Here is a 23,124-nt window from a genome sequence, read left to right on the forward strand (position 1 = left end):
TCCCCGATCGTGCGTTTTCAGGCGGGAGTGGAGCTTCTCGACGCCCAGGCCGACCAGAGTTCGGCGTAGCGGCCACCCGCGGCGACGAGGTCGGCGTGCGGGCCCGACTCGACCACGACGCCGTGCTCCATGACGACGACGCGGTCCGCCGACGCGGCCTGGGTGAGCCGGTGCGCCACGATCAGCACCGTCCGGCCCTGCGTCGCGGCGGCCGCCGCCCGCTCCAGCGTGCGGGCACCCGCGCTGCCGGCCTCGGCGGTGGCCTCGTCCAGTACGGCGACCGCCGGGTCCAGCAGCACCAGCCGGGCCAGCGCCAGCTGCTGGGCCTGCGCGGGGGTCAGGTCGTGTCCGCCGTCGCCGACCTGCGTGTCCAGCCCGTCCGGCAGCTCCTGCGCCCAGGCGAGCGCGCCGACCGTTTCCAGCGCCGCGGCCACCTCGGCGACGCTCGCGCCCGGCCGGGCCAGGCGCAGGTCCTCCACCAGCGGGCCGGCGAAGACGTGCGTCTCCTGGCTGATGATGGCCACGGTCCCGGCCGGCAGCTCCGGCACCGGCACGCCGTCGACCCGGGCCGCGCCCGCGTCGGGGCGCAGGATGCCCGCGGCGATCGACGCCACGGTGGTCTTGCCGGCCCCGGTCGAGCCGACCAGGGCGACGCGCTCGCCCGGCTCGAGGTGCAGGCTCACGCCCCGCAGCACCGGCGTCCGGCCGTCGTAGCTGAAGCTCACCTCGTCCAGGGTCAGCGAGGCGTCCGCGGGCGGGCTGCCGGCCTCGCGCCGCTCCACCGGCATCGTCTCGACGCCGACCAGGCGGGCGAGGCTCGCGCCGGCCGCCTGGATCTCGTCGAACGTGAAGAGCAGCATCGACACCGGGTTGAAGAGCCGGTGGAAGAGCAGGGCGGCCGCGGAGGCCTGGCCCACCGACACCGACCCGTCGCGCACCAGCAGGAAGCCGACCACCAGCAGCGCGGAGAGTCCGAAGAACTCAGCCCGGTTGACCCGGCCCACGAAGCGGGTGAAGAGCGTGAAGACGCCGACGTCGATGTCGCGGTGCTTGGCCGACGCCCGCTCGATGTCCTCCAGGTGCCGCCGCTCGAGCCGGTACGCGTGCACGGTCCGCAGCCCCTGCATGCTCTCCACCAGCAGCTGGGACCGCTCCGCGACCGCCTTGCGCTCCTGCGCGTACCGGGGCGCGGACAGCGGCAGATACCAGCGCAGCGCGATCACGTAGAACGGCACCGCCACGGCACCGGCCAGCCCGAGCCGCCAGTCGATCCCGGCCATCGCCGCCAGGCTCAGCAGGCCCAGCAGCAGGGCCGAGATCACGTTGGGCAGCACGTCGGCGACGGCCTTGCCGATCGCCGCGATGTCGGCGCCGACCCGCGACAGCAGGTCGCCGCGCCCGGCCCGGTCCAGCACCAGCGCGGGCAGCCGCAGCGCGGTCGCCACGGTGCTCTCCCGCAGATCCGCGAGCATCCGGGACCCGAGCCGGCCGATCAGGTACGTGGACAGCCCGATCGCCGCGCCGCCGACCACCGCGGCGACACCGATGACGATCGAGATCTCGACGATCGCGGACGCGCCGGCGCCGGCGCGCACCCGGTCGACGAGCACGCCGAGTGCGTACACGGGAAGGATCGCGGCGGCCGCCGCGAGGATGCCGACCAGCAGCGTGCCGATCACCTCGCCGGGCCGTCCGCGCAGCTCCGCCCAGAGCCAGGCGCGGGTCTGCCGCGAGGTCGCGACGGGCAGGATCTGGCTCATCTCAGCACCAACTGACGGTAGGTCTCGTCGCTCGCGCCCAGCTGCTCGTGCCCGCCCTCGGCCGTCACGGCACCCTCGCCGAGCACGACGACCCGGTCGGTGGCGGCGAGCAGCGCGGGACTGCTGGTGATGACGACGGTGGCGAAGCCGGCGCCGGGCGCGTGCCGCAGCGCGCGGATGCCCTGCGCGATGGCGTGCTCGGTCACCGCGTCGACGGCGGTGGTCGGATCGTGCAGCACCAGCACCGCCGGGCGGGCGAGCAGCGCGCGGGCGAGCGCGATGCGCTGCCGCTGGCCGCCGGAGAGGCTCGCGCCCCGCTCGGCGACGACCGCGTCGAGCCCGTCCGCCTGGGTGGCGAGCACCTCGTCGGCGGCCGCGGCGCTCAGCGCCTCGGTGAGGATCTCGTCGCCCGCGTGCACGTCGACGTTCGCGGCGATGGTGCCGGTGAACAGGTCGGCGTGGTGCGGCTCGACCAGCAGCAGCCGGCGGGCGTGCGCGCGCTCGACCTGCTCCAGCGGCGAGCCGCCGAGCAGCAGGCTGCCCTGGTAGCCGTCCGGCACCGAGAGCAGCTTGACGAGCGCCTCCGCGTCGCCGGGGCGGCGGGCGACGACGCCGACGAACTCGCCGGGGAGCACGTGCAGGTCCAGGCCGTCGAGCGGGCCGTGCCGCACCCCGGACAGGCGCAGGTCGCACGGGTGCTCGGCCGGCGTCGCGGCGCCCTCGGGCAGCACCAGGCCGGCGTCGGTGATCAGGGCGACCCGGTCGGCGGACGCCCGGGCCTCGCCGAACCAGCTCGGCACGACGGCGAGGGTCCCGAACGGCTCGATCAGGAACTGGGCCAGGCCGATCACGGCGATGAGCTGGCCGACGGTGATCCGGCCGGTCAGCGCGAACCAGCCGGCCATGATGGCGATGGCGCAGGCCAGCAGCGTGCTGAGGGTGGTGGAGGCGGCCAGGTAGCCGCCCTGGGTGCGCGAGGCACGCAGGGTGGCCCGCAGCGAGCGGCGGCTGACCTCGCGGTAGCGATCGGCGGCCGCGTCCTGTGCGCCGAGGCCGCGCAGCGGGCGCAGCCCGGTGACCAGGTCGGTGGCGAGCGACGTGGCGCGCCCGGCCTGCTCCTGCTGGTCGGCGACGCGCCTGGTGATCACCGGCGAGCTGACCTGCAACAGCACGAGCACGACCGGCGTCGCGATCAGCACCACCAGGCCGAGCGGCACCGAGATCAGGAACAGCGCGACGGCGCTGATCGCGGTGGCAACGACCGCGCCGACGATCCGGGGGATGTAGTCGAGCACGTACGACGTGTTGTCCGCGTCGCTTGTCGAGACCGTCAGCAGGTCGCCGGCCCGCATGTCGGTGCGCACCCCGCGCGGGTGCAGGATCTTCGCCGACACCTCGAGGCGCAGCTGGTGCCCCTCCTCGGCGATCGCGGCCATCAGCTGCCGCGCCCCGAACCGGTACGCCGTGGTCAGCAGCGTGAACTGCACGGCGAGCACGGCCACCCAGAGCAGCAGCTGGCCCAGGTCACCGGGGGTGACGGCTCGGTCGATGACGACGCCGATCATGATCGGGACGAACGTCTCGCAGGCCTGGTGCACCGAGATCAGCGCCGTGCCGACCCAGAGCCGGCGTGCGTTGCGGGTGGTGCTGCGAACCAGGATGCGCGCGCCGGAGCGGCTCACGGGGCCGAACTCACTGAGCCATGCTTTCGCGCAGCGACTTGGGGCGCAGATCGGTCCAGTTGGCGTCGACGTAGTCGACGGCCTCCTGGCGCGGCGCCGGTCCGAAGACGCTGCGCCAGCCCGCCGGGACCTCCTTGAAGGACGGCCACAGCGAGTGCTGCTCCTCGTCGTTCACGAGGACGTGGAAGGTGCCGTTCTCGTCATCGAACGGGTTGCTGGACACGACGTCTCCCCACCGATCTGCCTGAAAGTAAGGTCAGCCTAACCTATCCGCTGGAACACCGATGATCGCGGGATGACCAGCGGGGTGTGCGTCTCCGGGTCGTCGATGATCCGGCAGCCCAGCCCGAAGACGTCCTCGACCAGCTCGGCCGTCATGACCTCGCGCGGGTCGCCCTGCGCCACGATCCGGCCGGATTTCATCACGACCAGATGATCGGCATACCGGGCGGCCTGGTTGAGGTCGTGCAGGACCGCAACCATCGTCGTGCCCTGCTCGCGGTTGAGCCGGACGCACAGTTCGAGCAGCTCGATCTGGTGCGCGATGTCCAGGAACGTCGTCGGCTCGTCGAGCAGCACGATCGGCGTCTGCTGCGCGAGCACCATCGCCACCCAGACCCGCTGCCGCTGCCCGCCGGACAGGGTGTCGACCAACTCACCGGAGAGTTCCGTCACACCGGTCGCGGCCATCGCCGCGACCACCGCGTCCTCGTCGCCGGCCGACCACTGCCGGATCAGCTTCTGGTGCGGGAACCGGCCCCGGGCGACCAGCTCGGCGACGGTGATCCCGTCCGGCGCGATCGACGACTGCGGCAGCAGCCCCAGCCGCCGGGCGACCTCCCGGGCGGGCCGGGAGTGAATGTCGCGGCCGTCGAGGAGCACCTCGCCGCGGCCGGGCTTGAGCAGCCGGGACAGGGCACGCAGCAGCGTCGACTTGCCGCAGGCGTTGGGCCCGATGATCGCGGTGAACCGGCCCTCGGGCACCTCAAGATCCAGGTGCTCGCTGATCGTCTTCTTGTCGTACCCGATGGTGACGTCCCGGGCGACCAGACTCATCCGTGCTCCCCTCCTACCGCCGCGCCTGGCGGATCAGCAGCCAGACGAAGTAGATGCCGCCCACCGAGACGGTCACGACGCCGACCGGTAGCTGGGTCGGTGCGAACGCGCGCTGGGCGAGCCAGTCGCTGAGCATCAGCAGGAAGGCGCCCATCGCCGCCGACGGCAGCAGCGCGATGCCGCCGGTGCGGGTGAGCCGCTGCGCCAGCTGCGGCGCGGCCAGCGCGACGAAGGCGATCGGCCCGGCGGCCGCCGTCGCGACCGCGGTCAGGCCGACCCCGATGACCAGGTACACGAGCCGGACCGGCTCCACCCGTACGCCGAGGGCGGCCGCCGCGTCCTCGCCCATCTCCAGCAGCGACAGCCGGGGCCCGAACGCGACAAGCGCCACGCAGAGCACGCCGACACCGACAGCGACCGGGACGACCTGCGACCAGCCGAGCCCGTTGAGGCTGCCCTGCGACCAGATCGCGGCCGCGTACGCCGCCTGGAGGTCGGCCTTGATGATGAACCACTGATTGGCGGAGGCGAGCATGGCGCTGATCGCGATGCCCACGATGATCAGCCGGAAGCCCTGCACGCCGCGCTTGAAGGCGAGCACGTACACCACGATCGCGGTGGCCAGGCCGCCGACCAGCGCGCCGGCCGCGGTGACGTAGTAGGAGTTGCCGACGAACACGGCGGCGACCAGCACCCCGGTGTACGCGCCCGTGCTGAACCCGATGACGTCCGGGCTGCCGAGCGGGTTGCGGGTGAGCGCCTGGAAGACGGCGCCGGCGAGCCCGAGCGCGGCACCGATGACCAGCGCGAGCAGCACCCGCGGCAGCCGCCACTCGACGACCACGAGCCGCGCCGCCCGGGTGCCCTCGCCGGACAGTGCCCGCACGACCTCGCCCGGCGACAGGGTGAACTCGCCGGTGCCCAGCGCCAGCACGGCCACCGCGAGCGCGGCCAGCAAGAGCAGCAGGCAGACGATCGCGGGCCGCACGCTCACCCGGGCCGAGACCTTGCGGTGCGGCCGGAGCACCAGCACCCGGCGGCCGAAGTCGACGCTCACAGCCCACTCACCCGGGACCGGCGTACCAGCCAGATGAGCACGGGCGCGCCGACGAACGCGGTGACGACGCCGACCCGCAGCTCGCCGGGCCGCAGCACGAGCCGCCCGACGATGTCGGCGAGAAGCAGCAGGATCGGCCCGCACACGACCGTGTAGACGAAGATCCAGCGTTGGTCCGGGCCGACGATCCAGCGCACGACGTGCGGGACCATCAGGCCGACGAAGCCGATCGGCCCGACCGCGGCGGTGGCGGCGCCGGCCAGCAGCATGACCGAGACGGTGGCCAGGAACCGGGTACGCCCGATGCCGGCGCCGAGCGTGCGGGCCAGGTCGTCGCCGAGCGCCACCGCGTTCAGTGAGCGGGCGACAAGCAGGGCGAGCACGGCACCGGCGAGCACGAACGGCAGGATCGTCGTGGCGACTTCCATGGGCCGCCCGGCGAGCGAGCCGACGTCCCAGAAGCGCAGGTAGTCGAAGGCGCGCGGCCGCAGCAGCCGGATGCCCTCGGAGGCGCCGTCCATGACCGCGCCGAGCGCGACACCGGCGAGCGTCAGCCGGATAGGCGTCGCGCCGGCCCGCCCGGCGGACCCGAGCAGGTAGACCAGGCTCAGCGCGAACGCGACACCGGCGAAGCCGAACCACATGTACTGCGACAGGCTGGTCAGGCCGAGCACGCCGACCGCGAACACCACGAACAGCCCGGCGCCGGCGTTGATGCCGAGGATCTGGCTGTCGGCGAGCGGGTTGCGGGTGACCGCCTGAATGACCGCACCGGACAGTCCGAGGGCGACACCGGCGAGCAGGCCCAGGATCGTGCGCGGCACCCGCAGGTCCCGCACGATCGACTGATCGTCGGTGTCGGCGTAGTGGAAGAACGCGTCCCAGACCGTGCCGAGGGAGATGCTGCGGGTGCCGATCGCGATGCTGGCCAGGCAGACCAGCGCGAGCACGCCCAGGCAGGCGAGCAGCCCGGCGCTGCGCCTCATTCGCCCGGTCCCGGCGCCCGCCGCGGCGGCCGGCTCGGACAGCGCGGGCGCCGGCGTACGCGTGAGGACCATGCGGCGAAGCTTAGGCTAACCTTCCTTACGCGTCACCATCGGCCGAGGCGAGCGTCACCACCGGCGTCACCATCGGCCGAGGCGGGCGGAGAGCACCGCGAGCGCGGCCATCCCGGCCGTCGAGGTGCGCAGCACCGCGTCGCCGAGCCGCACGGGCTGCGCGCCCGCGCCGACGAAGGCGCCCAGTTCCTGGTCGCTGATGCCGCCCTCGGGCCCGACGATCAGCACGATCTCCCCGGCGTCGGGCAGCTTGGCGCCGGTGAGCCGGTCCGTGGCCTCCTCGTGCAGCACGAACGCGGCGGCGGCCTCGGACAGCCGCGCGCCGACCCGCTTGGTGCTGACGTCCGGCGTACCCGAGACGACCGGGAGCCACGGCCTGCGCGCCTGCTTGGCGGCCTCGCGCGCGGTGTTGACCCACTTCTCCCGGGCCCGGTCGCCGCGCTCGCCGCGCCACTGCGCGACCGACCGCGAGGCGGCCCAGGGCACGATCTCGTCGACCCCGATCTCGGTCATGGCCTGCACGGCGAGCTCGCCCCGGTCGCCCTTGGCGATCCCCTGCACCACGACGAGCCGCGGATCGGCCGCGGCCCGGAAGTCCCGGCCGAGCACGTGGACGTCGATGCTGCCCCGCCCGACGGCGGTGACCTCGGCGGTGGCGGTCCCGCCGCGCCCGTCGCCGAGCAGCAGCGCCTCGCCGACCTTCAGCCGCTGCACGGTGGCGGCGTGATGCCCCTCGGCACCGGCCAGGGTGTACCGCTTCCCGCCGGGCAGGTCGTCAACCAAGAACAGAGGCGCAGACACGAGCACACGCTACCCAACATCCGGCGTAAAGATCACCGGTCGGATTCAGTGCCCGTTGAAGGCGTCCCGCATGCGGGAGAAGAACCCGCCCTGCTTGCTCAGCTCGGCGATGTCCTCGCCCCGGGTCTTCGCGAAGTCGCGCAGCATCCGCTCCTGGTCGGCGGTCAGCTTGGTCGGCGTCTTGACGTCGAGGTGCACGAAGAGCTCGCCGCGGCCCTGTCCCCGCAGGTGCGGCACGCCCTTGCCGCGGATGCGCAGGGTCGATGCCGGCTGGGTGCCCGGCTTGACCTCGATGTTCTCCTCGCTGTCCAGGGTCTTGATGGTCAGCCGCGTGCCCAGCGCCGCCGCGGTCATCGGCAGGGTCACCCGGCAGTGCAGGTCGTCGCCCTTGCGGGAGTAGACGTCGTGCGGGCGCTCGTGGATCTCCACGTAGAGGTCGCCCGCCGTGCCGCCGCCGGGGCCGACCTCGCCCTGCTGGGCCAGGCGGATGCGCATGCCGTCCTCGACGCCCGCCGGGATCTTCACGGTCAGGGAGCGGCGGGTGCGGATGCGGCCGTCGCCGGCGCAGGTCGGGCAGGGCTGCGGGATGACCGTGCCGTGGCCCTGGCAGACCTGGCAGGGCCGGGCCGAGACGACCTGGCCGAGGAAGGTGCGCTGCACCGACTGGACCTCGCCGCGGCCGCCGCACGTCTCGCAGGTGGCCAGGTGGGTGCCGGGCGCCGTGCCCGCGCCGGAGCACTGGGTGCAGAGCACGGCGGTGTCGACGGTGATCGGCGCCTCGACGCCGAAGGCCGTCTCCACCAGGTCAAGCTCGAGGCGCAGGATCGCATCGGCGCCCGGGCGGGTGCGCGGCCGCGGGCCGCGTGAGCCGCCGCCGGCCGCCGTACCGAAGAAGGCGTCCATGATGTCCTGGAAGCCAACGAACGGCCCGGCTCCGCCGGGGCCGCCGGGGCCGCCCGCGCCGCCGCCGGGTGCCAGCGGGTCGCCGCCGAGGTCGACGATCTGACGCTTCTGGTCGTCCGAGAGAACCTCGTACGCCGCGTTGATGTCCTTGAACTTCTCGTGCGCTTCCGGGTCCGGATTGACGTCCGGATGGAATTGACGGGCCAGCTTGCGGTAGGCGCGCTTGATCTCGTCGTCGGTGGCTTCGCGGCCGATGCCGAGAATTCCGTAGTAGTCCTTGGCCACAGGGTTTCGAGTCCTCATGTCTGCCCCGCGCTACGCGCTGGAGACCTTCGTCGCGGTTGCGTCAGTTTTGTGCCAGCAGGTCGCCAACGTAGCGTGCCACGGCACGCACGGTCGCGATGGTGCCGGGGTAATCCATCCGGGTGGGCCCCAGCACGCCGAGCCCACCAACGATCGTCGTGCCCGGTCCGTAACCCGTGCTCACCACGGATGCCGCCCGCAGGTTGTCGATCTCGTTCTCGTCGCCGATGCGGACCCGGGTGGTGCTGGGCTCGACCTCGCCGATGAGCTTGAGAAGGATGACCTCCTCCTCGAGCGCCTCCAGGACCGGCCGCAGCGAGCCCTGGAAGTCCAGCACGCCGCCGCGGGTCAGGTTCGCCGTACCCGCCAGGGCGAGGCGTTCCTCACTGCGCTCGACGAGCGTCTCCAGCAGCACCGACGCGACGCAGGCCATGGTGGTGCGCTTCGCCGGGTCCGACTCGTCGACCAGGGCGGCCACCAGCGGCGGGGTGTCGGACAGCTTCACGCCGCTCAGCTTGGCGTTGATCTTGCGGCGCATGTCCAGCACGTCGTCGGTCGCCGTCGGCGCCGGCAGCTCGACCAGGCGCTGCTCGACCCGGCCGGTATCAGCGATCATCACCAGCATCAGCCGGGTGGTGGAGATCGGCACCAGCTCGAGGTGGCGCACCGACGAGCGGGCCAGGCTCGGATACTGCACGACCGCGACCTGGCGGGTGAGCTGGGCGAGCAGGCGCACCGTGCGGTGCACCACGTCGTCGAGGTCGACCGCGCCGACCAGGAAGCGCTCGATCGCGCGCCGCTCGGCCGGGCTCAGCGGCTTGACCCGGGACAGCCGGTCGACGAACAGGCGGTAGCCGGCGTCGGTGGGCACCCGGCCGGCGCTGGTGTGCGGCTGCCGGATGTAGCCCTCCTCCTCGAGGACGGCCATGTCGTTGCGGACCGTCGCCGGGGAGACGCCGAGCTGGTGGCGCTCGACCAGGGCCTTGCTGCCGACGGGCTCCTGGGTCGACACGTAGTCCTCGACGATGGCGCGGAGCACTTCGAGCTTGCGATCGTCGAGACTCACGCCGAACCCCTCCCCGCCGTTTTTGGCACTCCGCCGTTTGGCACTCCGCAAAGTCGAGTGCCAGTCTACGTCGCCGCCACGCCGCGCGCGATGATCAGTCATCGGTGCTCGCGACGGTTAGCCGACTGTCTATTCTCCGCCCTCGCGCGGCATGTTGCCCTCGCCACGTTCGACCTGCGGTCCTACCGTGTGCGACATGACTGAACCGCCGCGCCCGCCCGGTGAGGGGAACCCCTCGGACCCCACCGCGCCATTCAACCCATATCCGGGTAACGATCCGGGAGCCGGATCCGCCCCGCCGCCGCCGCCGGCGTACGGCTCGCCCCAGCCGCCGACCTACGGCACCCCGCCGCCGACCTCGGGCGGCGGCTACGCACCGCCGCCCACTTCCGGCGGCGGCTACGGACCCCCGCCCGGCTCGGGGGCACCCGGCTACGGCCCGCCGCCCGGCTACGGCCAGCAGCCCGGCTACGGTCAGCAGCCCGGCGGCTACCCGCCGCAGGGCTACGGTCAGCCCGGCGGCGACGACAAGACCTGGATCCTGGTCGCACACTTCGGCGGCGCGGCCGGCGCCTTCCTCGGCGGCGGCGCCTCGGGTTGGATCGCGCCGCTGGTGGCGTTCATCGCCCGGGGCAACCAGTCGCCGGTGGTGCGTGCCGAGGCGGTCAAGGCGCTGAACTTCCAGATCCTCTGGTCGATCATCGCGGTCGTCGGCTGGATCCTGGCCTGCGTCTTCATCGGCATCTTCATCGGCATCGCGGCCTGGGCCGTCGCCACGATCTTCGGCATCATCGCCGGCGTCAAGGCGAACAACAACGAGCCGTACAACTACCCGATGACGGTTTCAATGATCAAGTAGCCCGCCGCCCGTGGCGCCGGGCCCCGGCCCGGCGTCACGGCAGCAGGTCGCGGATGACCGCGTCGGCGAGCAGCCGGCCGCGCAGCGTCAGCACGATCCGGCCGCCGGCATAGGCGTCCGGCTCCAGCAGGCCGTCCGCGAGGGCCCGCGCGGCGCCGGCCAGCCCGGCCGCGTCGAGCGCGGCCGTCGGCAGCCCGTCGCTCAGCCGTACCCGCAGCATCACGTCCTCGACGTGGCGGTCGGCGTCCGTCAGGATCTCGCGCCCCAGCCCGGGCGAGACACCCTCCGCAACCCTTTTCGCGTACGCCGTGGGGTGCTTGACGTTCCACCACCGCACGCCGCCGACGTGGCTGTGCGCGCCCGGCCCGAGCCCCCACCAGTCGCCGCCGGTCCAGTAGAGCAGGTTGTGGCGGCAGCGCGCCTGCGGCGAGGTCGCCCAGTTGGACACCTCGTACCAGGAGAAACCCGTGCCGCCGAGCGCGGCCTCCGCCGCCAGGTAGCGGTCCGCCGCGACGTCGTCCTCGGGGTACGGCAGCTCGCCGCGCCGCATCTTCGCCGCCATCCGGGTGCCGTCCTCGACGATCAGCGAGTACGCGCTGACGTGATCGACCCCCGCCTCGATCACCGCGTCCAGCGAGGCGGCGAAGTCCTCCGGCCGCTCGCCCGGCGTTCCGTAGATCAGGTCGAGGTTGACGTGGTCGAAGCCGGCCTCGCGGGCCTCGATCGCGGCCTGCGGCGCCCGCCCCGCCGTGTGCTTGCGGTCGAGGATCGCCAGCACGGCCGGTGCGGCGGACTGCATGCCCAGCGAGATGCGGGTGTAGCCGGCACCGCGCAGCGCCCGCAGCGAGCGCGGGTCGACCGACTCGGGGTTGGCCTCGGTGGTGATCTCGGCGTCGCCGGCCAGCCCCCAGGTCTTGTCGATGCCCTCGAGGATCCGGCCGAGGTCGCCCGGGTCGAGCAGGGTCGGCGTGCCGCCGCCGACGAAGACGGTGTCGACCCGGGCGCCGGTGACGGTCGCGGCCAGCCGCAGCTCGGCCAGCACCGCGTCGGCGTAGCCCTCCCGGCTCGCGCCGCCGCCGAGCTCACTGGCCGTGTACGTGTTGAAGTCGCAGTACCCGCAGCGGCTCGCGCAAAACGGGACATGGACATATACCCCGAACCCGCGCCGGCCGACGTCGCGCAGGGCGCTGTCGGGCAGGGAGCCGTCGCTGGGTACGGGCTCACCGTCGGGTGGAGGACCAGGCATCCGTCAAGTGTGCACGCACCCCGTTAAGGTTCCGGCATGGAGCTGGTCCGTACCGCCACCGACGCCGGGATCGCCACAGTTACCCTAGACAGCCCGGCGAACCGAAATGCCCTTTCCGCCCTGCTGATGCGCGAGCTGCTCGACGCCCTCGGCGCGGCGCTCACCGACACCGAGGTCCGGGCGGTGGTGATATCGCACACCGGGCCGGTCTTCTGCTCGGGCGCCGACCTGAAGGAGACCGCGGAGGCCCGCGAGACCGGCAGAATACCCGCCGAGCTGCTCGCGGACGTGCTCGCGGCGATCTGGGAGTTCCCCAAGCCGGTGCTGGCCCGGATCGCCGGCCCGGCCCGGGCGGGCGGGCTCGGCCTGATCGCCGCCGCCGACATCGCCGTCTGTACCCGCGACGCGACGTTCGCCTTCTCCGAGGTGCGGCTCGGCGTGATCCCCGCGGTGATCAGCGCCACCGTGCTGCCGCGGCTCGCCCCCCGCGCGGCGGCCGAGTTCTACCTGACCGGGGACGTCTTCGACGGCACACGGGCCGCCGAGATCGGGCTGGTCACCGCCGCGGTCGAGGCCGACGGGCTGGACGCGGCCGTCGCCGCGTACGCGGGCGCCCTGGTCCGCGGTGGCCCGCTGGCCCTGGCCGGCACCAAGCAGCTGCTGCGCCGGCCGGCGGCCGACACCATCCGCGCCGACCTGGCCGACCTGTCGGCCCGCTCCGCGGGCTATTTCCGATCGGCCGAGGGGCGCGAGGGCGTCGCGGCCTTCCGGGAGAAGCGTCCCGCCTCCTGGGTACCGGTGACACACGACACGAGCGCTCGTTGATTACGCTTGTCACCTGACGGAGGGAGTGTGCGTGCGGAGAAAGCCGGTTGTACTGGTGGCTCTGCTCGCGCTCATCGGCGCCCTCGGGGTGGTCGTGGCCGTCAGATCCTTCGATGGAAAGCTCAACCTGCCGCACCTCGGGCCCGAGTGCACGGTGCGCGCCGACGGCGAGGTCACGCTCGACCTGGTCCAGATGGCGAACGCCGCGACGATCGCCGCGGTCGGCGTCCGGCGCAAGATGCCCGAGCGGGCCGTGGTCGTCGCCCTGGCCACCGCCTTCCAGGAATCCAAGCTGGAGAACCTGGAGAGCGGTGACCGGGACTCGGTCGGCCTGTTCCAGCAGCGGCCCAGCCAGGGCTGGGGCACGGTCGAGAAGATCCAGGACCCCCGGTACGCCGCGACGAAGTTCTACTCCTCCCTCAAGAAGGTCAAGGGCTGGGAGCGGATGCGGATCACCGACGCGGCACAGAAGGTGCAGCGCTCGGCCTACCCGAACGCGTACGAGAAGTGGGCCGACGAGTCCGCGGTGCTCGCCAAGGCGCTGACCGGCGGCGCCATCGGCGCGGTCGAGTGCACGATCACCGGCGAGCCCGCCCTGCGCGGCGCCGCCGCGGCCACGGCGCTGGCGGACGGCATGCGCCTCGACTGGGGCAACGGCCTCGACTCCATCGAGTCCCCGCGGCCCGGCGGCCTCACCGTCGCCGTCGAGGACGTCAAGATCGGCTGGCGCTACGCGCACTGGCTCGTCTCGCACGCGAGCGGCACCGGCCTCTCGCGGGTGCGCTTCGCGAACCTCGAGTGGAACGCGGGCGACGGCAAGTGGCAGCCGGTAACCGGCGACCAGGTCGCGGACAACGGCACCGTGGTGGCCGAGGTCTTCAGCTGAGCCTCCACGACGGACGTGAGCAGGAAACGTTCGCTCCTCACCTTCACATTCGCCGCCGTTCCGGTCGCCCCTGGTCATTGCGCTGCGTATATATGAACGTGGACAGACAGCGACCAGCCTGGTACTAGTTATTGGTGCTCCACGCCATCGAATGGGTCCTCCTCGGAGCCACGAGCGTCATCGCCGTTGTCATCGGAGTCCGCCGCCACAAGCCGGCACGGGTCGGCCCCTGGCTACTGCTCGCCGCCGCCGTCGCCACGCTTGCCGTCGGCGACGTCTTCTACGCCGTCAGCCGCTACACCGCCGCGGACATCTGCTACCTGACGATGTTCGCCTTCGTCGCGCTGGCCATGTTGCAGCTGACCCGCGCCGGCGCGATCCTGATGAACCGCGCGCGGCTGATCGACCTGCTCGCGTTCGCGTGCTCGGCGCTGCTGGTGGTGTGGGTCTTCGTGATCGGCGACAGTGGCCGGTTCGGCAGCATCTCGGCCGCCGACGTGATCGGCGGCCTGGTGCTGCTCGGCGTCGCCGTGCGGCTGATCGTGGCGGCCTGGTTCAACTGGTCGGCGGTGCTGCTCGGCGTCGGCGCGCTGGGCATGCTGATCAGCGACATCGCGTACCCGATGGCGCCGAACGCCGCGACCGAGGCCGGATACATCGTGCTCTACCTGGCCTGGGGCGCCGCGGCGCTGCACCCGTCGATGGCCCGCCTGACCAGCCCGATGTCGGCGCGCCCGACCACCTGGCAGAACCACTGGACCGTGCTGCTGGCCCTGTCCGTCGCGGCGCCGCCCCTGGTCCTGCTGATCGAGGCCCTCTCCGGCACGGTCCGCGACGGCGTGGCGATCGCCGTGGTCGGCGGCCTGACGCTGGTGCTGACCTTCACCCGGCTGGCGGATTCGGTCTCGCAGAACGGCCTGGCGCTGACCCGCGAGCGGGTGCTGCGCGAGGCCAGCGCGGCCCTGGTCGCCGCGGCCGACGAGGCGGCGGTGGACGAGGCGGTCCGCGCCGCGGTCACCCAACTGCTGCCGCCGCACGACGTGCGGCGCATCGTCTTCGCGACGGACGACCGCCAGCTCACCCTGGCGGCCCTGCCTGCGGCCGAGGCGGGCCCCCGCCCCCGCAGCTGGTGGCTGGACGAGAAGCGCACCGACGACCAGGGCGCTGCCGAGGGCACGCTGGTCTGTCCGCTGTGGCTGGAACCGCTGGCGGTGGCCCGCCCGAACGGCGGCGCGCTGGTGCTCTCCGGCCGCCTGGACATGCTCACGGCAAGCCGCGACGCCTGCGAGGTGCTGGCCGGTCAGGCCGCGCTGGCCCTGGACCGGATCTCGCTGGTGGAGGCCGTCGGCCGCCGCGACAGCGACCTGTACCTGCGGGCGGTGATCCGCAACACCGCGGACATCATGCTGGTCATCGACGAGGACCAGCAGATCCGTTACGCGAGCCCGGCGCTGCGCGAGCTGATCGGGGTGCCGGACCTGCCGCCGTTCACGACCCTGCACGACCTGGTCCACCCCGACGACCGCGGCCAGGTACGCCGCGCGCTCCAGGACGAGGGCGACGGGGTGGTCTACTGCGCGCTCCAGCGCCCGGACCAGCGCCAGATCCTGGTCGAGGCGACCTACCGCGACCTGCGGGAAGATCGCCTGGTGCAGGGCTACGTGGTGACGATGCGCGACGTGACGGGCTCGCAGGACCCGATGGACCGGGTGCCGCACCTGGAGCACGTGGATGAACTGCCGGCCTGGGTAAACCGCCGCAGCGCCCAGCACAAGTTCCGCTACTGACCGGCCACGCGCCTCCGCTACCGACCAGCCACGCGCCGAAGCCCCGGACCTAGGGTCCGGGGCTTCGTGCTCTGTGGCTTCGTCAGCGCGTGATGCGGCGACGGCCGCCGGCACCGACCACCAGGGCCACCCCGATGGCGGCCAGCACGACCTGGAACGCCAGCTCGATCCAGTCGATGCCACCGGTGCTGTCGACGCCGAAGGCACGGGCGAGCACCGTGCCCAGCAGGGCCGCGACGACACCGATGACCATGGTCAGCCAGATCGGGATGTTCTGCTTGCCGGGCACGACCAGGCGGCCGAGCGCGCCGATGATCAGGCCGATGATGAGTGCGGTGATGATGCCGGTGACGGTCATTGGGGGTCCCCCTCAGGGTCGAGAAGCTGTTGCGTTCGTCTGACCCCAGGAGTTCCCGAGCGTTCCGGAAACCAAACCGACCTACTTCTTTGTGCCCTTGTTGTCACCCGAATCGGACGTCGACAGCGCGGCGATGAAGGCCTCCTGCGGCACCTCCACACGCCCGACCATCTTCATCCGCTTCTTGCCTTCCTTCTGCTTCTCGAGCAGCTTGCGCTTGCGGCTGATGTCACCGCCGTAGCACTTGGCGAGGACGTCCTTGCGAATGGCGCGGATCGTCTCCCGGGCGATGATCCGGCTGCCGATGGCGGCCTGGATCGGCACCTCGAACTGCTGCCGCGGAATGAGCTTCTGCAGCTTCGCCGCGATCGTGACGCCGTAGTTGTACGCCTTGTCCTTGTGCACGATCGCGCTGAACGCGTCGACGGGCTCGCCGTGCAGCAGGATGTCCACCTTGACCAACTCGGCCGCCTGCTCGCCCGACGGCTCGTAGTCGAGCGACGCGTAGCCCTTGGTCTTGCTCTTGAGCTGGTCGAAGAAGTCGAAGATGATCTCGCCCAGCGGCAGGGTGTAGCGCAGCTCCACCCGCTCGGTGGACAGGTACTCCATGCCGAGCAGCTGGCCCCGGCGGCCCTGGCAGAGCTCCATGACCGCGCCGACGAACTCGTTGGGGACGAGGACCGTCGCCCGCACCGTCGGCTCATGGATCTCGGCGATCTTGCCCTCGGGGAACTCGCTCGGGTTCGTGACGACGAACTCGGCGGCGTCCTCGGTGAAGACCCGGTAGACCACGTTCGGAGCGGTCGAGATCAGGTCCAGGTTGAACTCGCGCTCGAGCCGCTCCCCGATGATCTCGAGGTGCAGCAGGCCGAGGAAGCCACACCGGAAACCGAACCCGAGCGCGGTGCTGGTCTCCGGCTCGTAGGTCAGCGAGGCGTCGTTGAGCTGCAACTTGTCGAGCGCGTCCCGCAGCGCCGGATAGTCGGAGCCGTCGATCGGATACAGCCCGGAGTAGACCATCGGCTTCGGGTCGGAGTAGCCGCCCAGCGCCTGCTTGGCCGGGCGGTTGTTGCCGGTGACGGTGTCGCCGACCCGGGACTGGCGAACGTCCTTCACGCCGGTGATGAGGTAGCCGACCTCGCCGACGCCGAGCGCGCCCGCCTTCTCCATCTCGGGCGAGACGACGCCGATCTCCAACAGCTCGTGCACGGCCCCGGTCGACATCATCTTGATCCGGTCCCGCGCCTCGATCCGCCCGTCGATGACCCGGACGTAGGTGACGACACCCCGGTAGACGTCGTACACCGAGTCGAAGATCATCGCGCGCGCCGGCGCGTCGGCGTCACCGACCGGCGGCTGGAACTGCCGGACGACCTCGTCGAGCAGGTGCGGCACCCCGACCCCGGTCTTGCCGGATACCCGGAGCACGTCGGACGGCTCGCACCCGATGAGCTTGGCGAGCTCCTCGGCGTACTTCTCAGGCTGAGCGGCCGGCAGGTCGATCTTGTTGAGCACCGGGATGATGTGCAGGTCGTTCTCCATCGCCAGGTACAGGTTGGCGAGGGTCTGCGCCTCGATGCCCTGCGCCGCGTCGACGAGCAGGACCGCGCCCTCACAGGCGGCGAGGCTGCGCGAGACCTCATAGGTGAAGTCGACGTGCCCCGGCGTGTCGATCATGTTGAGGACCGCGGTGTCACCCGTGCGGTCGCCCTCCCGGACGATCCACGGCATGCGCACGGCCTGGCTCTTGATGGTGATGCCACGCTCGCGCTCGATGTCCATCCGGTCGAGATACTGAGCGCGCATCTGCCGTGGGTCGACCACGCCGGTGATCTGCAACATGCGGTCGGCCAGGGTCGACTTCCCGTGGTCGATGTGCGCAATGATGCAGAAGTTGCGGATGCGACCCGGATCGGTCGCTCCGATGATGTTCACGCCGGGGTCGAGCGGTCCAGGCACGATCGTCCGTTCTTCTCAAGCGAGCTGGCTACCGACGAACGCGCCGGCAACGTCTATCGTCCCACGCCGCCACCGAGCGCCAGGATCACACCCGGTCGAGCGCCCGATGAGGCAAACCGGGAAGCTCGACACTGATCAAATCCCCCGGCCGGATGGTGCCCCCGTGCAGAACCACGGCCATGACGCCCGCCTTACGCACCAGATTGCCCCCAGCATCCCGCCCGAGAACGTGTTTGAGCAGCCCCGCCCGGTACCCGTTGATCTGCTGACAGGGATTACGCAGCCCCGTAACAATCACCGCCGGCCGCGGATCTTCCTCACCCGCAGCTAACCCCTCGTCCTCGATCCGCGCAGCAAGAACCGCCACGACGGGAGCGACAACGGCCTCGAGACTCGCCAAGGCAGCAGCAGCGACAACAGCCGCCGCCCCCTCCAAGTCCCCACCCCGACCCGCCGCACCCTCCGGAAGCCCAGCCCGACCCGCCGCACCCTCCGGAAGCCCACCCCGACCCGCCGCACTCACCGGGAGCGCAACCCCACCTGCCACACCCGCCCGGGGCCCGGCCGCACCCGCCACACCCTCTGAGCACCCAGCCCCACCAGCCGCACCAACCGAGGGCTCAGCCCCACCCGCCGAGGGCCTAGCCCGGTCTGCGGATCGGTCCGAGTGCTCGGACGTGGCCTTGTCCACCGGCGGCGGACCGAAGCGCAGGATCGTGCCGACCGGCAGGCCGAGCAGGTCAAGGCCGACGGTGGTGACGTTCTCCCCCAGGCCGCCCGCCGGCACCTCGTAGCCCTCCGGCCGCACCTCGTCGTGCAGTTCGGCGTGGATGAGATGTACCTGGCGCAGGTTGGGCTGGGTCGGGTCCGCGGCCACCCGGCTCCGGTGCTTGACCGTCACGCCCGCGTGGACGTCACCCTCAACGCCCAGGCCAGGGATCAGGATGATCTCGTCCCTGGTCGGCTTGGTGAACGAATAGACGTCATTGCAGCTCACCGAGGCGACAACGCCCCGCAGCCCCTGTTCCGCTCCGACAACCCCGACAGCCGCCGGCTCCTGCTGATTAGCGCCCATGGGCCCGAGTCTGCCCAAGCAACACCACCCTCCTCGACCACATTTCCCACAGCCCGGCCCTCAACCAGCCCCCACAGCCCGGCCCTCAACCAGCCCCCACAGCCCGGCCCTCCGTGGCGGGCCGCCACGGAGGGCCTTCATCACCGTGCCGACCCACCGCGTCGGTGCAGGCCGTGGCAGCCGGCGCGGCCGGGTGCTCGGCCCGGTCAGTCCGGTGGCTCTAGGAACAGCTCGGAGAGGCGGGGCAGGCGCCGCTGCATCTCGTCCTCGTTGTCGAAGTCCCACAGCATCGCCGCATCCGGCCTGGTCGGCGCCGTCTCCTTGGCGGGCAGCCCCGCACCCGTGGCCTGCTGGTGTGCCTCCTCAGCGATGGTCAGCACCTCCTCGGCCTCGAAGACCGCGCCGGTCGACGCGGCGGCGCGCACCGAGGGGAGGTCGGCAAGGGAGTCGGGCTCGCGGACCGCCCGGGCCAGGACCTCCCGCCCGTTGGCAATCAGCCAGCCGCGGAAGTTGTCGAAGCCGTCGTCGGAGCAGCCGCCGTTGATCAGGTAGGCCGCCGCCCACAGGTCCTCCTTGCCGGAGGCGGCCATGACCTTGTCGAGGTGGCGGCCCCACGCCACGATCTCGTCGGGGTCGCGGGTGGCCAGGTCGGCGATGGCGCGCTTGGCCACCTCCTCAGGCGAACCCGGCCGGTCGGCGGTCGCCCGGTCGATGACCGTCCAGAAGTCGTCCGTTCTCATGGCCACAGCCTGCCAGCCGGGTACGACAGGAACGGGGAGGCAGGATGGGGGCATGCGCGCGGTGTCACTGCCCGAGGTTGCGTACGGCGCTACGGCCGTACGCCCGGATTGGGGTGATCTGCCCGCGGCCTTGCGGGAAGCGATCGGCGCGCGGCTCGGCGGGCCCGTCGCGGCCGCGGCCAGCGCGGGCGGCGGTTTCACCCGGGCCTTCGCGGCCCTGCTCACGACGGTGGCCGGGGACCGGGCGTTCGTCAAGGCCGCGCCGCTGACCGAACCGCTCTCCGACTGGTACGCCCGTGAGGCGGCGATCACGGCCGCCCTGCCGCCGGAGGTTCCGGCCGCCCGGCCGCGGTGGACGCTGGTGGCCGAGGGGCATTTCGTGCTGTGCCTGGAGGCGATCGAGGGCCGCCTGCCCACGCTGCCCTGGGCACCCGCCGACCTGGCCGCGGCGCTGGCCGCGTGGGAGGCGTCGGCGGCGGCGCTGAGCAATCCGTCCGCCGAGCTGCTCGGTCTCGGCCTGCCGCCGCTCGGCGACATCGTTCGCGACGAGTTGTCGTGGTGGTCCGAGATCGCGGCCGGGCGCGCGCCGCTGCCTCCCGCGCCGCCCTGGGTGCCCGGCCGGCTGGGCGAGCTGGCCGCGCTGGAGCGAGCGCTGCCGGCCCTGGTCACGGGGCCGGGCATGCTGCACGGCGACCTGCGCGTGGACAACCTGCTCCTCGACCGCGACGGCCGGGCGTGGCTCTGCGACTGGACCTGGCCGTGCCGGGGCGAGCCGTGGTTTGACACGGTGACGCTGCTGGTCACGGCGTATGCGAGCGGACTGGACGTCGACGCCGCCCTGTCCGGGTGGAACGCGCCGCCAGCGGGCGTCGACGGCGCCCTGGCCGCGCTCGGCGGATACTGGCTGACGCGGGCCGCCGGCGGGCCGAGCAGTGCTTCTCCACACAGCCGGCAACATCAGCGCTTCAGCGGCGAACAGGCCCTCAGCTGGCTCGCCGAGCGCCGCGGCTGGGCCTCCTAGCTGGGCTTTTACCATCCGGCAGGGCGCCAAGGTTCCTAGCGATTTGGGTGCCGCGAAGCGGGCCTGATACATTGGTTCGTCGCGTGTGGTGACGTTGCTTTTGGCTGCGGTCGCCACCGTCCGAGTACATCATCCGAACTAGTCAGGACAAGGCTGTCGCGTGGCGAACATCAAGTCCCAGATCAAGCGCAACCGGCAGAACGAGAAGGCCCGGCTGCGCAACAAGTCGGTCAAGTCGTCGCTGAAGACCGTGATCCGCAAGCTGAACGAGGCGAGCGAGGCCGGCAACAACGAGTCGGCTACCGCGCTGCTGCGTGACGCCTCGCGCCAGCTCGACAAGGCCGTGAGCAAGGGCGTCATCCACAAGAACCAGGCGGCGAACCGCAAGTCGGCCATCGCCAAGCGGGTCGCCTCGCTGTCTGCCTGACCGCAGGCTGGTCATAGACCGCACCTCCGGGCACCGTAGGACCTCCGGGTCCAGCGGTGCCTGAGTTGTTTCCGCCTACGGCAGCCGACCGCTGCGGCCGAGCAGCCAGCAGCTCGGTCGGCCCACAGCGGGCCAGCCAAGCCAGCAGCTCGGCATGCACAGCAGGCCAGGCACGCCAGCAGCTCGACAGGCCGAACAGTCAGCCGGCCGAGCTGGCCCAGCCAGACCGGCCAGCCAGGCAGGAAGGCAGCCCAGGGCAGGGACGATCGGCGACAGCGGTCGCTAAAGATCAGCCAGCTGGCGCCCACGAACGGTGATGGTCGGGGACCGCGAGGCCGGTTCTGCACGACTACAACCACCATTGGCAAAGGCCGCACCCGTCACCAAGTTGACCAACCTCGCCGGACAGCACTAACTGCCGGGAATGCCGCAGCTCACGGGCCTGGTGGCCGCAGCTGCTCACCTGGCCTGCCGGCGGGCCGCTCCGACCTGCCGCTATTGGTAGCGGCGCGCAGCCGACTGACGCGCCCGCTGCTGACGCTCGTCCAACAGCTCCGCCCGCGGCCACCCGACCGGCGGCCCGTTCATGGCGCTCGCGTCGATCGCCCCGACCGGCGGCGCCGCCCACCGTTCGCCGATGGGTCCTCCCGGCGCCGTCGTCTGCCGGACGTCGGCAGAACGGAACGCCGACGCCCCGCTGGACCGGGAAGGCGCGATCACCGAGGTGGGCAGCCGCACGGTGTCCTCCCCCGGCTCATAGCCGCGGGCGGCCCGGCGGTTGACGGCCACGGGCCGCGCGGCCCCGGACCGGATCACCATCCCCGCCACCACGTCGTTGAGCTTGACCATCACCGCGACCGTCGTCGGCAGCACCAGCACGCCCCACCAGCTGACCAGCTCGGCCAGCGCCAGCAGAATGCCCAGCGCCACGGCGCCCTCGAGAAACACGAAGCACAGGAAGCCACTGGGCGCCAGATATTGCAGCCCCAGCATGCGCGCGTAGAGCGGCTGCTGCCGTGCCTCGTCGCGGGACATCCCGGCGCGACGGGACCGGCTCATCGCGCACCGCCGGAACGGCGTGCGGCCGCGACGGCGAAGACCGCCTGCTCCAGCGCGTAGCCACGGTCCTCGGCGCCGCCCTTGACGGCCGCGTTGCAGTCGGCCGCCGCGCGCATCGCGTCGACCAGTCCCTCCGGGGTCCAGCCGCGGCTGCGCTCCTGCGCCTTCTGGATCTTCCACGCGGGCATGCCCAGCGAGCTGGCCATCTGGTACGGGTTGCCGCGGCCGGCCGAGGCCACGCGCGCGACCGTGCGGACGCCGTCGGCGATGGCGTCCGCGATCGGCACCGGGTCGACGCCGACGTGCAGCGCCCAGCGCAGGGCCTCGAGCGCGCCCGGCACGTCGCCGACCATGGCCGCGTCGGCGACCGCGAAGCCGCTGACCTCGGCGCGGCCCTTGTAGTAGCGCGCGACCACGGCCGCGCTGATCTTGCCGTCGGTGTCGGCGAGCAGCTGAGAGCAGGCCGCCGCGATCTCGCGAAGGTCGCTGCCCACCGCCGCGAGCAGGGCGGCCGCGGCCTGCTCGTCGCAGCGCCCGCCGTTGCGCCGGAACTCGTCGCGCACGAACGCGATCCGCTCGCGGTCGCCCTTGAGCTTCGCCACGGGCACGACCGTCGCGCCGGCCGTGCGCAGCCCGTCAGCGAACGCCTTGCCCTTGGCCCCGCCCACGTGCGCGACGATCAGCGTGACGTCCGGATCGGGATTCTTCGCGTACGCGAGCAGCGCCGTGACGAGGTCCTTGCGCGCGTCCTGCCCGCTGCGGATCACCAGCACCCGCCGGCCGCCGAACAGCGACGGGCTGAGCATCTCGGCGACCTCGCCGGCGGCGAGCGCACCCGCCTCGTACTCCCGGACGTCGGCGCCGGGCTCCTCCGCCCGCGCCGCGGCGACCGCTGCGGCGATCGCCCGGGCAGCGAGCAGCTCCTCGTCGCCTTGGACGAGCAACAACGAGGCGGGAGGCGCGGTGTTCACGTCCGAAATCTTCGCACGGGGGGCTGACGCTTCCGCACGGCTCACTCGTTTGCGCCGCTGTCCAACCACGGAACGCGAAAGCAGACATATCGGCGATCCGCCATGCGGATCAGGCCGTAATGATTCTCGATCAGGCTGAATGTCTACCTTTCATCGCGAACGTGATCCGGAGCACATACGAACCGATCGCCCGGGGTCGAATCGCACTCTCGGCCTAATCCGGGC

General features: G+C 72.1%; 22 protein-coding genes. 6 read left to right on the forward strand and 16 right to left on the reverse strand.

The window, feature by feature from the left end:
- Positions 1-17 precede the first annotated feature (17 nt).
- The 9 genes from BJ971_RS32170 to hrcA form a co-directional block, all read right to left on the reverse strand.
- Positions 18-1,760, reverse strand: coding sequence for an ABC transporter ATP-binding protein (locus BJ971_RS32170; protein WP_184996902.1), 1,743 nt, complete (start codon positions 1,758-1,760; stop codon positions 18-20).
- Entirely contained in the window at positions 1,757-3,442 is a 1,686-nt protein-coding gene (locus BJ971_RS32175) for an ABC transporter ATP-binding protein (RefSeq protein ID WP_239087374.1), read from the reverse strand. Before BJ971_RS32175 ends, BJ971_RS32170 begins: the two co-directional genes overlap by 4 nt.
- A 10-nt stretch (positions 3,443-3,452) precedes the next feature.
- On the reverse strand, positions 3,453-3,665 hold the full coding sequence (locus BJ971_RS32180; protein WP_184996903.1) for an MbtH family protein: 213 nt from the start codon (positions 3,663-3,665) through the stop codon (positions 3,453-3,455).
- 38 nt (positions 3,666-3,703) lie between these two features.
- The gene (locus BJ971_RS32185) at positions 3,704-4,498 is read right to left on the reverse strand and encodes an ABC transporter ATP-binding protein (RefSeq protein WP_184996904.1); all 795 of its coding nucleotides are present in this window, start codon (positions 4,496-4,498) and stop codon (positions 3,704-3,706) included.
- A 13-nt stretch (positions 4,499-4,511) separates the two neighbouring features.
- On the reverse strand, positions 4,512-5,555 hold the full coding sequence (locus tag BJ971_RS32190) for a FecCD family ABC transporter permease (RefSeq protein ID WP_184996905.1): 1,044 nt from the start codon (positions 5,553-5,555) through the stop codon (positions 4,512-4,514).
- The gene (locus BJ971_RS32195) at positions 5,552-6,613 is read right to left on the reverse strand and encodes an iron chelate uptake ABC transporter family permease subunit (protein WP_184996906.1); all 1,062 of its coding nucleotides are present in this window, start codon (positions 6,611-6,613) and stop codon (positions 5,552-5,554) included. Before BJ971_RS32195 ends, BJ971_RS32190 begins: the two co-directional genes overlap by 4 nt.
- Before the next feature lie 66 nt (positions 6,614-6,679).
- Positions 6,680-7,414, reverse strand: coding sequence for a 16S rRNA (uracil(1498)-N(3))-methyltransferase (locus tag BJ971_RS32200; RefSeq protein WP_184996907.1), 735 nt, complete (start codon positions 7,412-7,414; stop codon positions 6,680-6,682).
- A gap of 45 nt (positions 7,415-7,459) precedes the next feature.
- On the reverse strand, positions 7,460-8,602 hold the full coding sequence (dnaJ, locus tag BJ971_RS32205) for a molecular chaperone DnaJ (RefSeq protein WP_184999218.1): 1,143 nt from the start codon (positions 8,600-8,602) through the stop codon (positions 7,460-7,462).
- Positions 8,603-8,663: 61 nt separating this feature from the next.
- Complete coding sequence (gene hrcA, locus BJ971_RS32210; protein ID WP_184996908.1) at positions 8,664-9,686, reverse strand: heat-inducible transcriptional repressor HrcA; 1,023 nt, start codon at positions 9,684-9,686, stop codon at positions 8,664-8,666.
- 196 nt (positions 9,687-9,882) lie between these two features.
- On the opposite strand from hrcA, the gene BJ971_RS32215 reads away from it, so the two are divergent.
- Positions 9,883-10,545 carry a DUF4870 domain-containing protein gene (locus tag BJ971_RS32215; protein ID WP_184996909.1) on the forward strand — a complete coding sequence of 221 codons (663 nt, stop codon included), beginning with the start codon at positions 9,883-9,885 and terminating at the stop codon, positions 10,543-10,545.
- Positions 10,546-10,579: 34 nt separating this feature from the next.
- Here BJ971_RS32215 and hemW read toward each other — a convergent pair whose 3' ends face one another.
- Entirely contained in the window at positions 10,580-11,791 is a 1,212-nt protein-coding gene (gene hemW / locus BJ971_RS32220) for a radical SAM family heme chaperone HemW (protein ID WP_184996910.1), read from the reverse strand.
- Positions 11,792-11,827: 36 nt separating this feature from the next.
- Between hemW and BJ971_RS32225 the strand changes: the two genes are divergently transcribed.
- The 3 genes from BJ971_RS32225 to BJ971_RS32235 all read left to right on the forward strand — a co-directional run bounded on the left by BJ971_RS32225 (position 11,828) and on the right by BJ971_RS32235 (position 15,289).
- Positions 11,828-12,616 (forward strand): enoyl-CoA hydratase-related protein, encoded by a 789-nt coding sequence (locus BJ971_RS32225; RefSeq protein WP_184996911.1) that lies wholly within the window; start codon positions 11,828-11,830, stop codon positions 12,614-12,616.
- 25 nt (positions 12,617-12,641) lie between these two features.
- On the forward strand, positions 12,642-13,502 hold the full coding sequence (locus BJ971_RS32230) for a hypothetical protein (RefSeq protein ID WP_184996912.1): 861 nt from the start codon (positions 12,642-12,644) through the stop codon (positions 13,500-13,502).
- Positions 13,503-13,636: 134 nt separating this feature from the next.
- The gene (locus BJ971_RS32235; protein WP_184996913.1) at positions 13,637-15,289 is read left to right on the forward strand and encodes a PAS domain-containing protein; all 1,653 of its coding nucleotides are present in this window, start codon (positions 13,637-13,639) and stop codon (positions 15,287-15,289) included.
- Between the two features lie 82 nt (positions 15,290-15,371).
- On the opposite strand, the gene BJ971_RS32240 is transcribed toward BJ971_RS32235, so the two are convergent.
- The 4 genes from BJ971_RS32240 to BJ971_RS32255 form a co-directional block, all read right to left on the reverse strand.
- Positions 15,372-15,647: a GlsB/YeaQ/YmgE family stress response membrane protein gene (locus BJ971_RS32240; protein ID WP_184996914.1), complete on the reverse strand. Its 276-nt coding sequence runs from the start codon at positions 15,645-15,647 to the stop codon at positions 15,372-15,374.
- 81 nt (positions 15,648-15,728) lie between these two features.
- Positions 15,729-17,606: a translation elongation factor 4 gene (gene lepA / locus BJ971_RS32245; protein ID WP_184996915.1), complete on the reverse strand. Its 1,878-nt coding sequence runs from the start codon at positions 17,604-17,606 to the stop codon at positions 15,729-15,731.
- A gap of 85 nt (positions 17,607-17,691) precedes the next feature.
- Positions 17,692-18,681: an MOSC domain-containing protein gene (locus BJ971_RS32250; RefSeq protein WP_203709240.1), complete on the reverse strand. Its 990-nt coding sequence runs from the start codon at positions 18,679-18,681 to the stop codon at positions 17,692-17,694.
- A 206-nt stretch (positions 18,682-18,887) separates the two neighbouring features.
- On the reverse strand, positions 18,888-19,421 hold the full coding sequence (locus BJ971_RS32255; RefSeq protein WP_184996916.1) for a DUF4240 domain-containing protein: 534 nt from the start codon (positions 19,419-19,421) through the stop codon (positions 18,888-18,890).
- A 52-nt stretch (positions 19,422-19,473) separates the two neighbouring features.
- Between BJ971_RS32255 and BJ971_RS32260 the strand changes: the two genes are divergently transcribed.
- Together BJ971_RS32260 and rpsT are read left to right on the forward strand one after the other, a co-directional pair.
- The gene (locus BJ971_RS32260) at positions 19,474-20,442 is read left to right on the forward strand and encodes a phosphotransferase (protein ID WP_184996917.1); all 969 of its coding nucleotides are present in this window, start codon (positions 19,474-19,476) and stop codon (positions 20,440-20,442) included.
- A gap of 160 nt (positions 20,443-20,602) precedes the next feature.
- On the forward strand, positions 20,603-20,869 hold the full coding sequence (gene rpsT / locus BJ971_RS32265; RefSeq protein WP_023359377.1) for a 30S ribosomal protein S20: 267 nt from the start codon (positions 20,603-20,605) through the stop codon (positions 20,867-20,869).
- A 495-nt stretch (positions 20,870-21,364) separates the two neighbouring features.
- Here the strand turns inward: rpsT and BJ971_RS41775 are convergent, their stop codons facing one another.
- Entirely contained in the window at positions 21,365-21,928 is a 564-nt protein-coding gene (locus tag BJ971_RS41775; protein WP_239087373.1) for a hypothetical protein, read from the reverse strand.
- Positions 21,925-22,908: a DNA polymerase III subunit delta gene (gene holA, locus BJ971_RS32275; RefSeq protein ID WP_184999220.1), complete on the reverse strand. Its 984-nt coding sequence runs from the start codon at positions 22,906-22,908 to the stop codon at positions 21,925-21,927. Before holA ends, BJ971_RS41775 begins: the two co-directional genes overlap by 4 nt.
- Positions 22,909-23,124: the final 216 nt, after the last annotated feature.

This window comes from Amorphoplanes digitatis, from assembly GCF_014205335.1.
Lineage (GTDB): Bacteria > Actinomycetota > Actinomycetes > Mycobacteriales > Micromonosporaceae > Actinoplanes > Actinoplanes digitatus.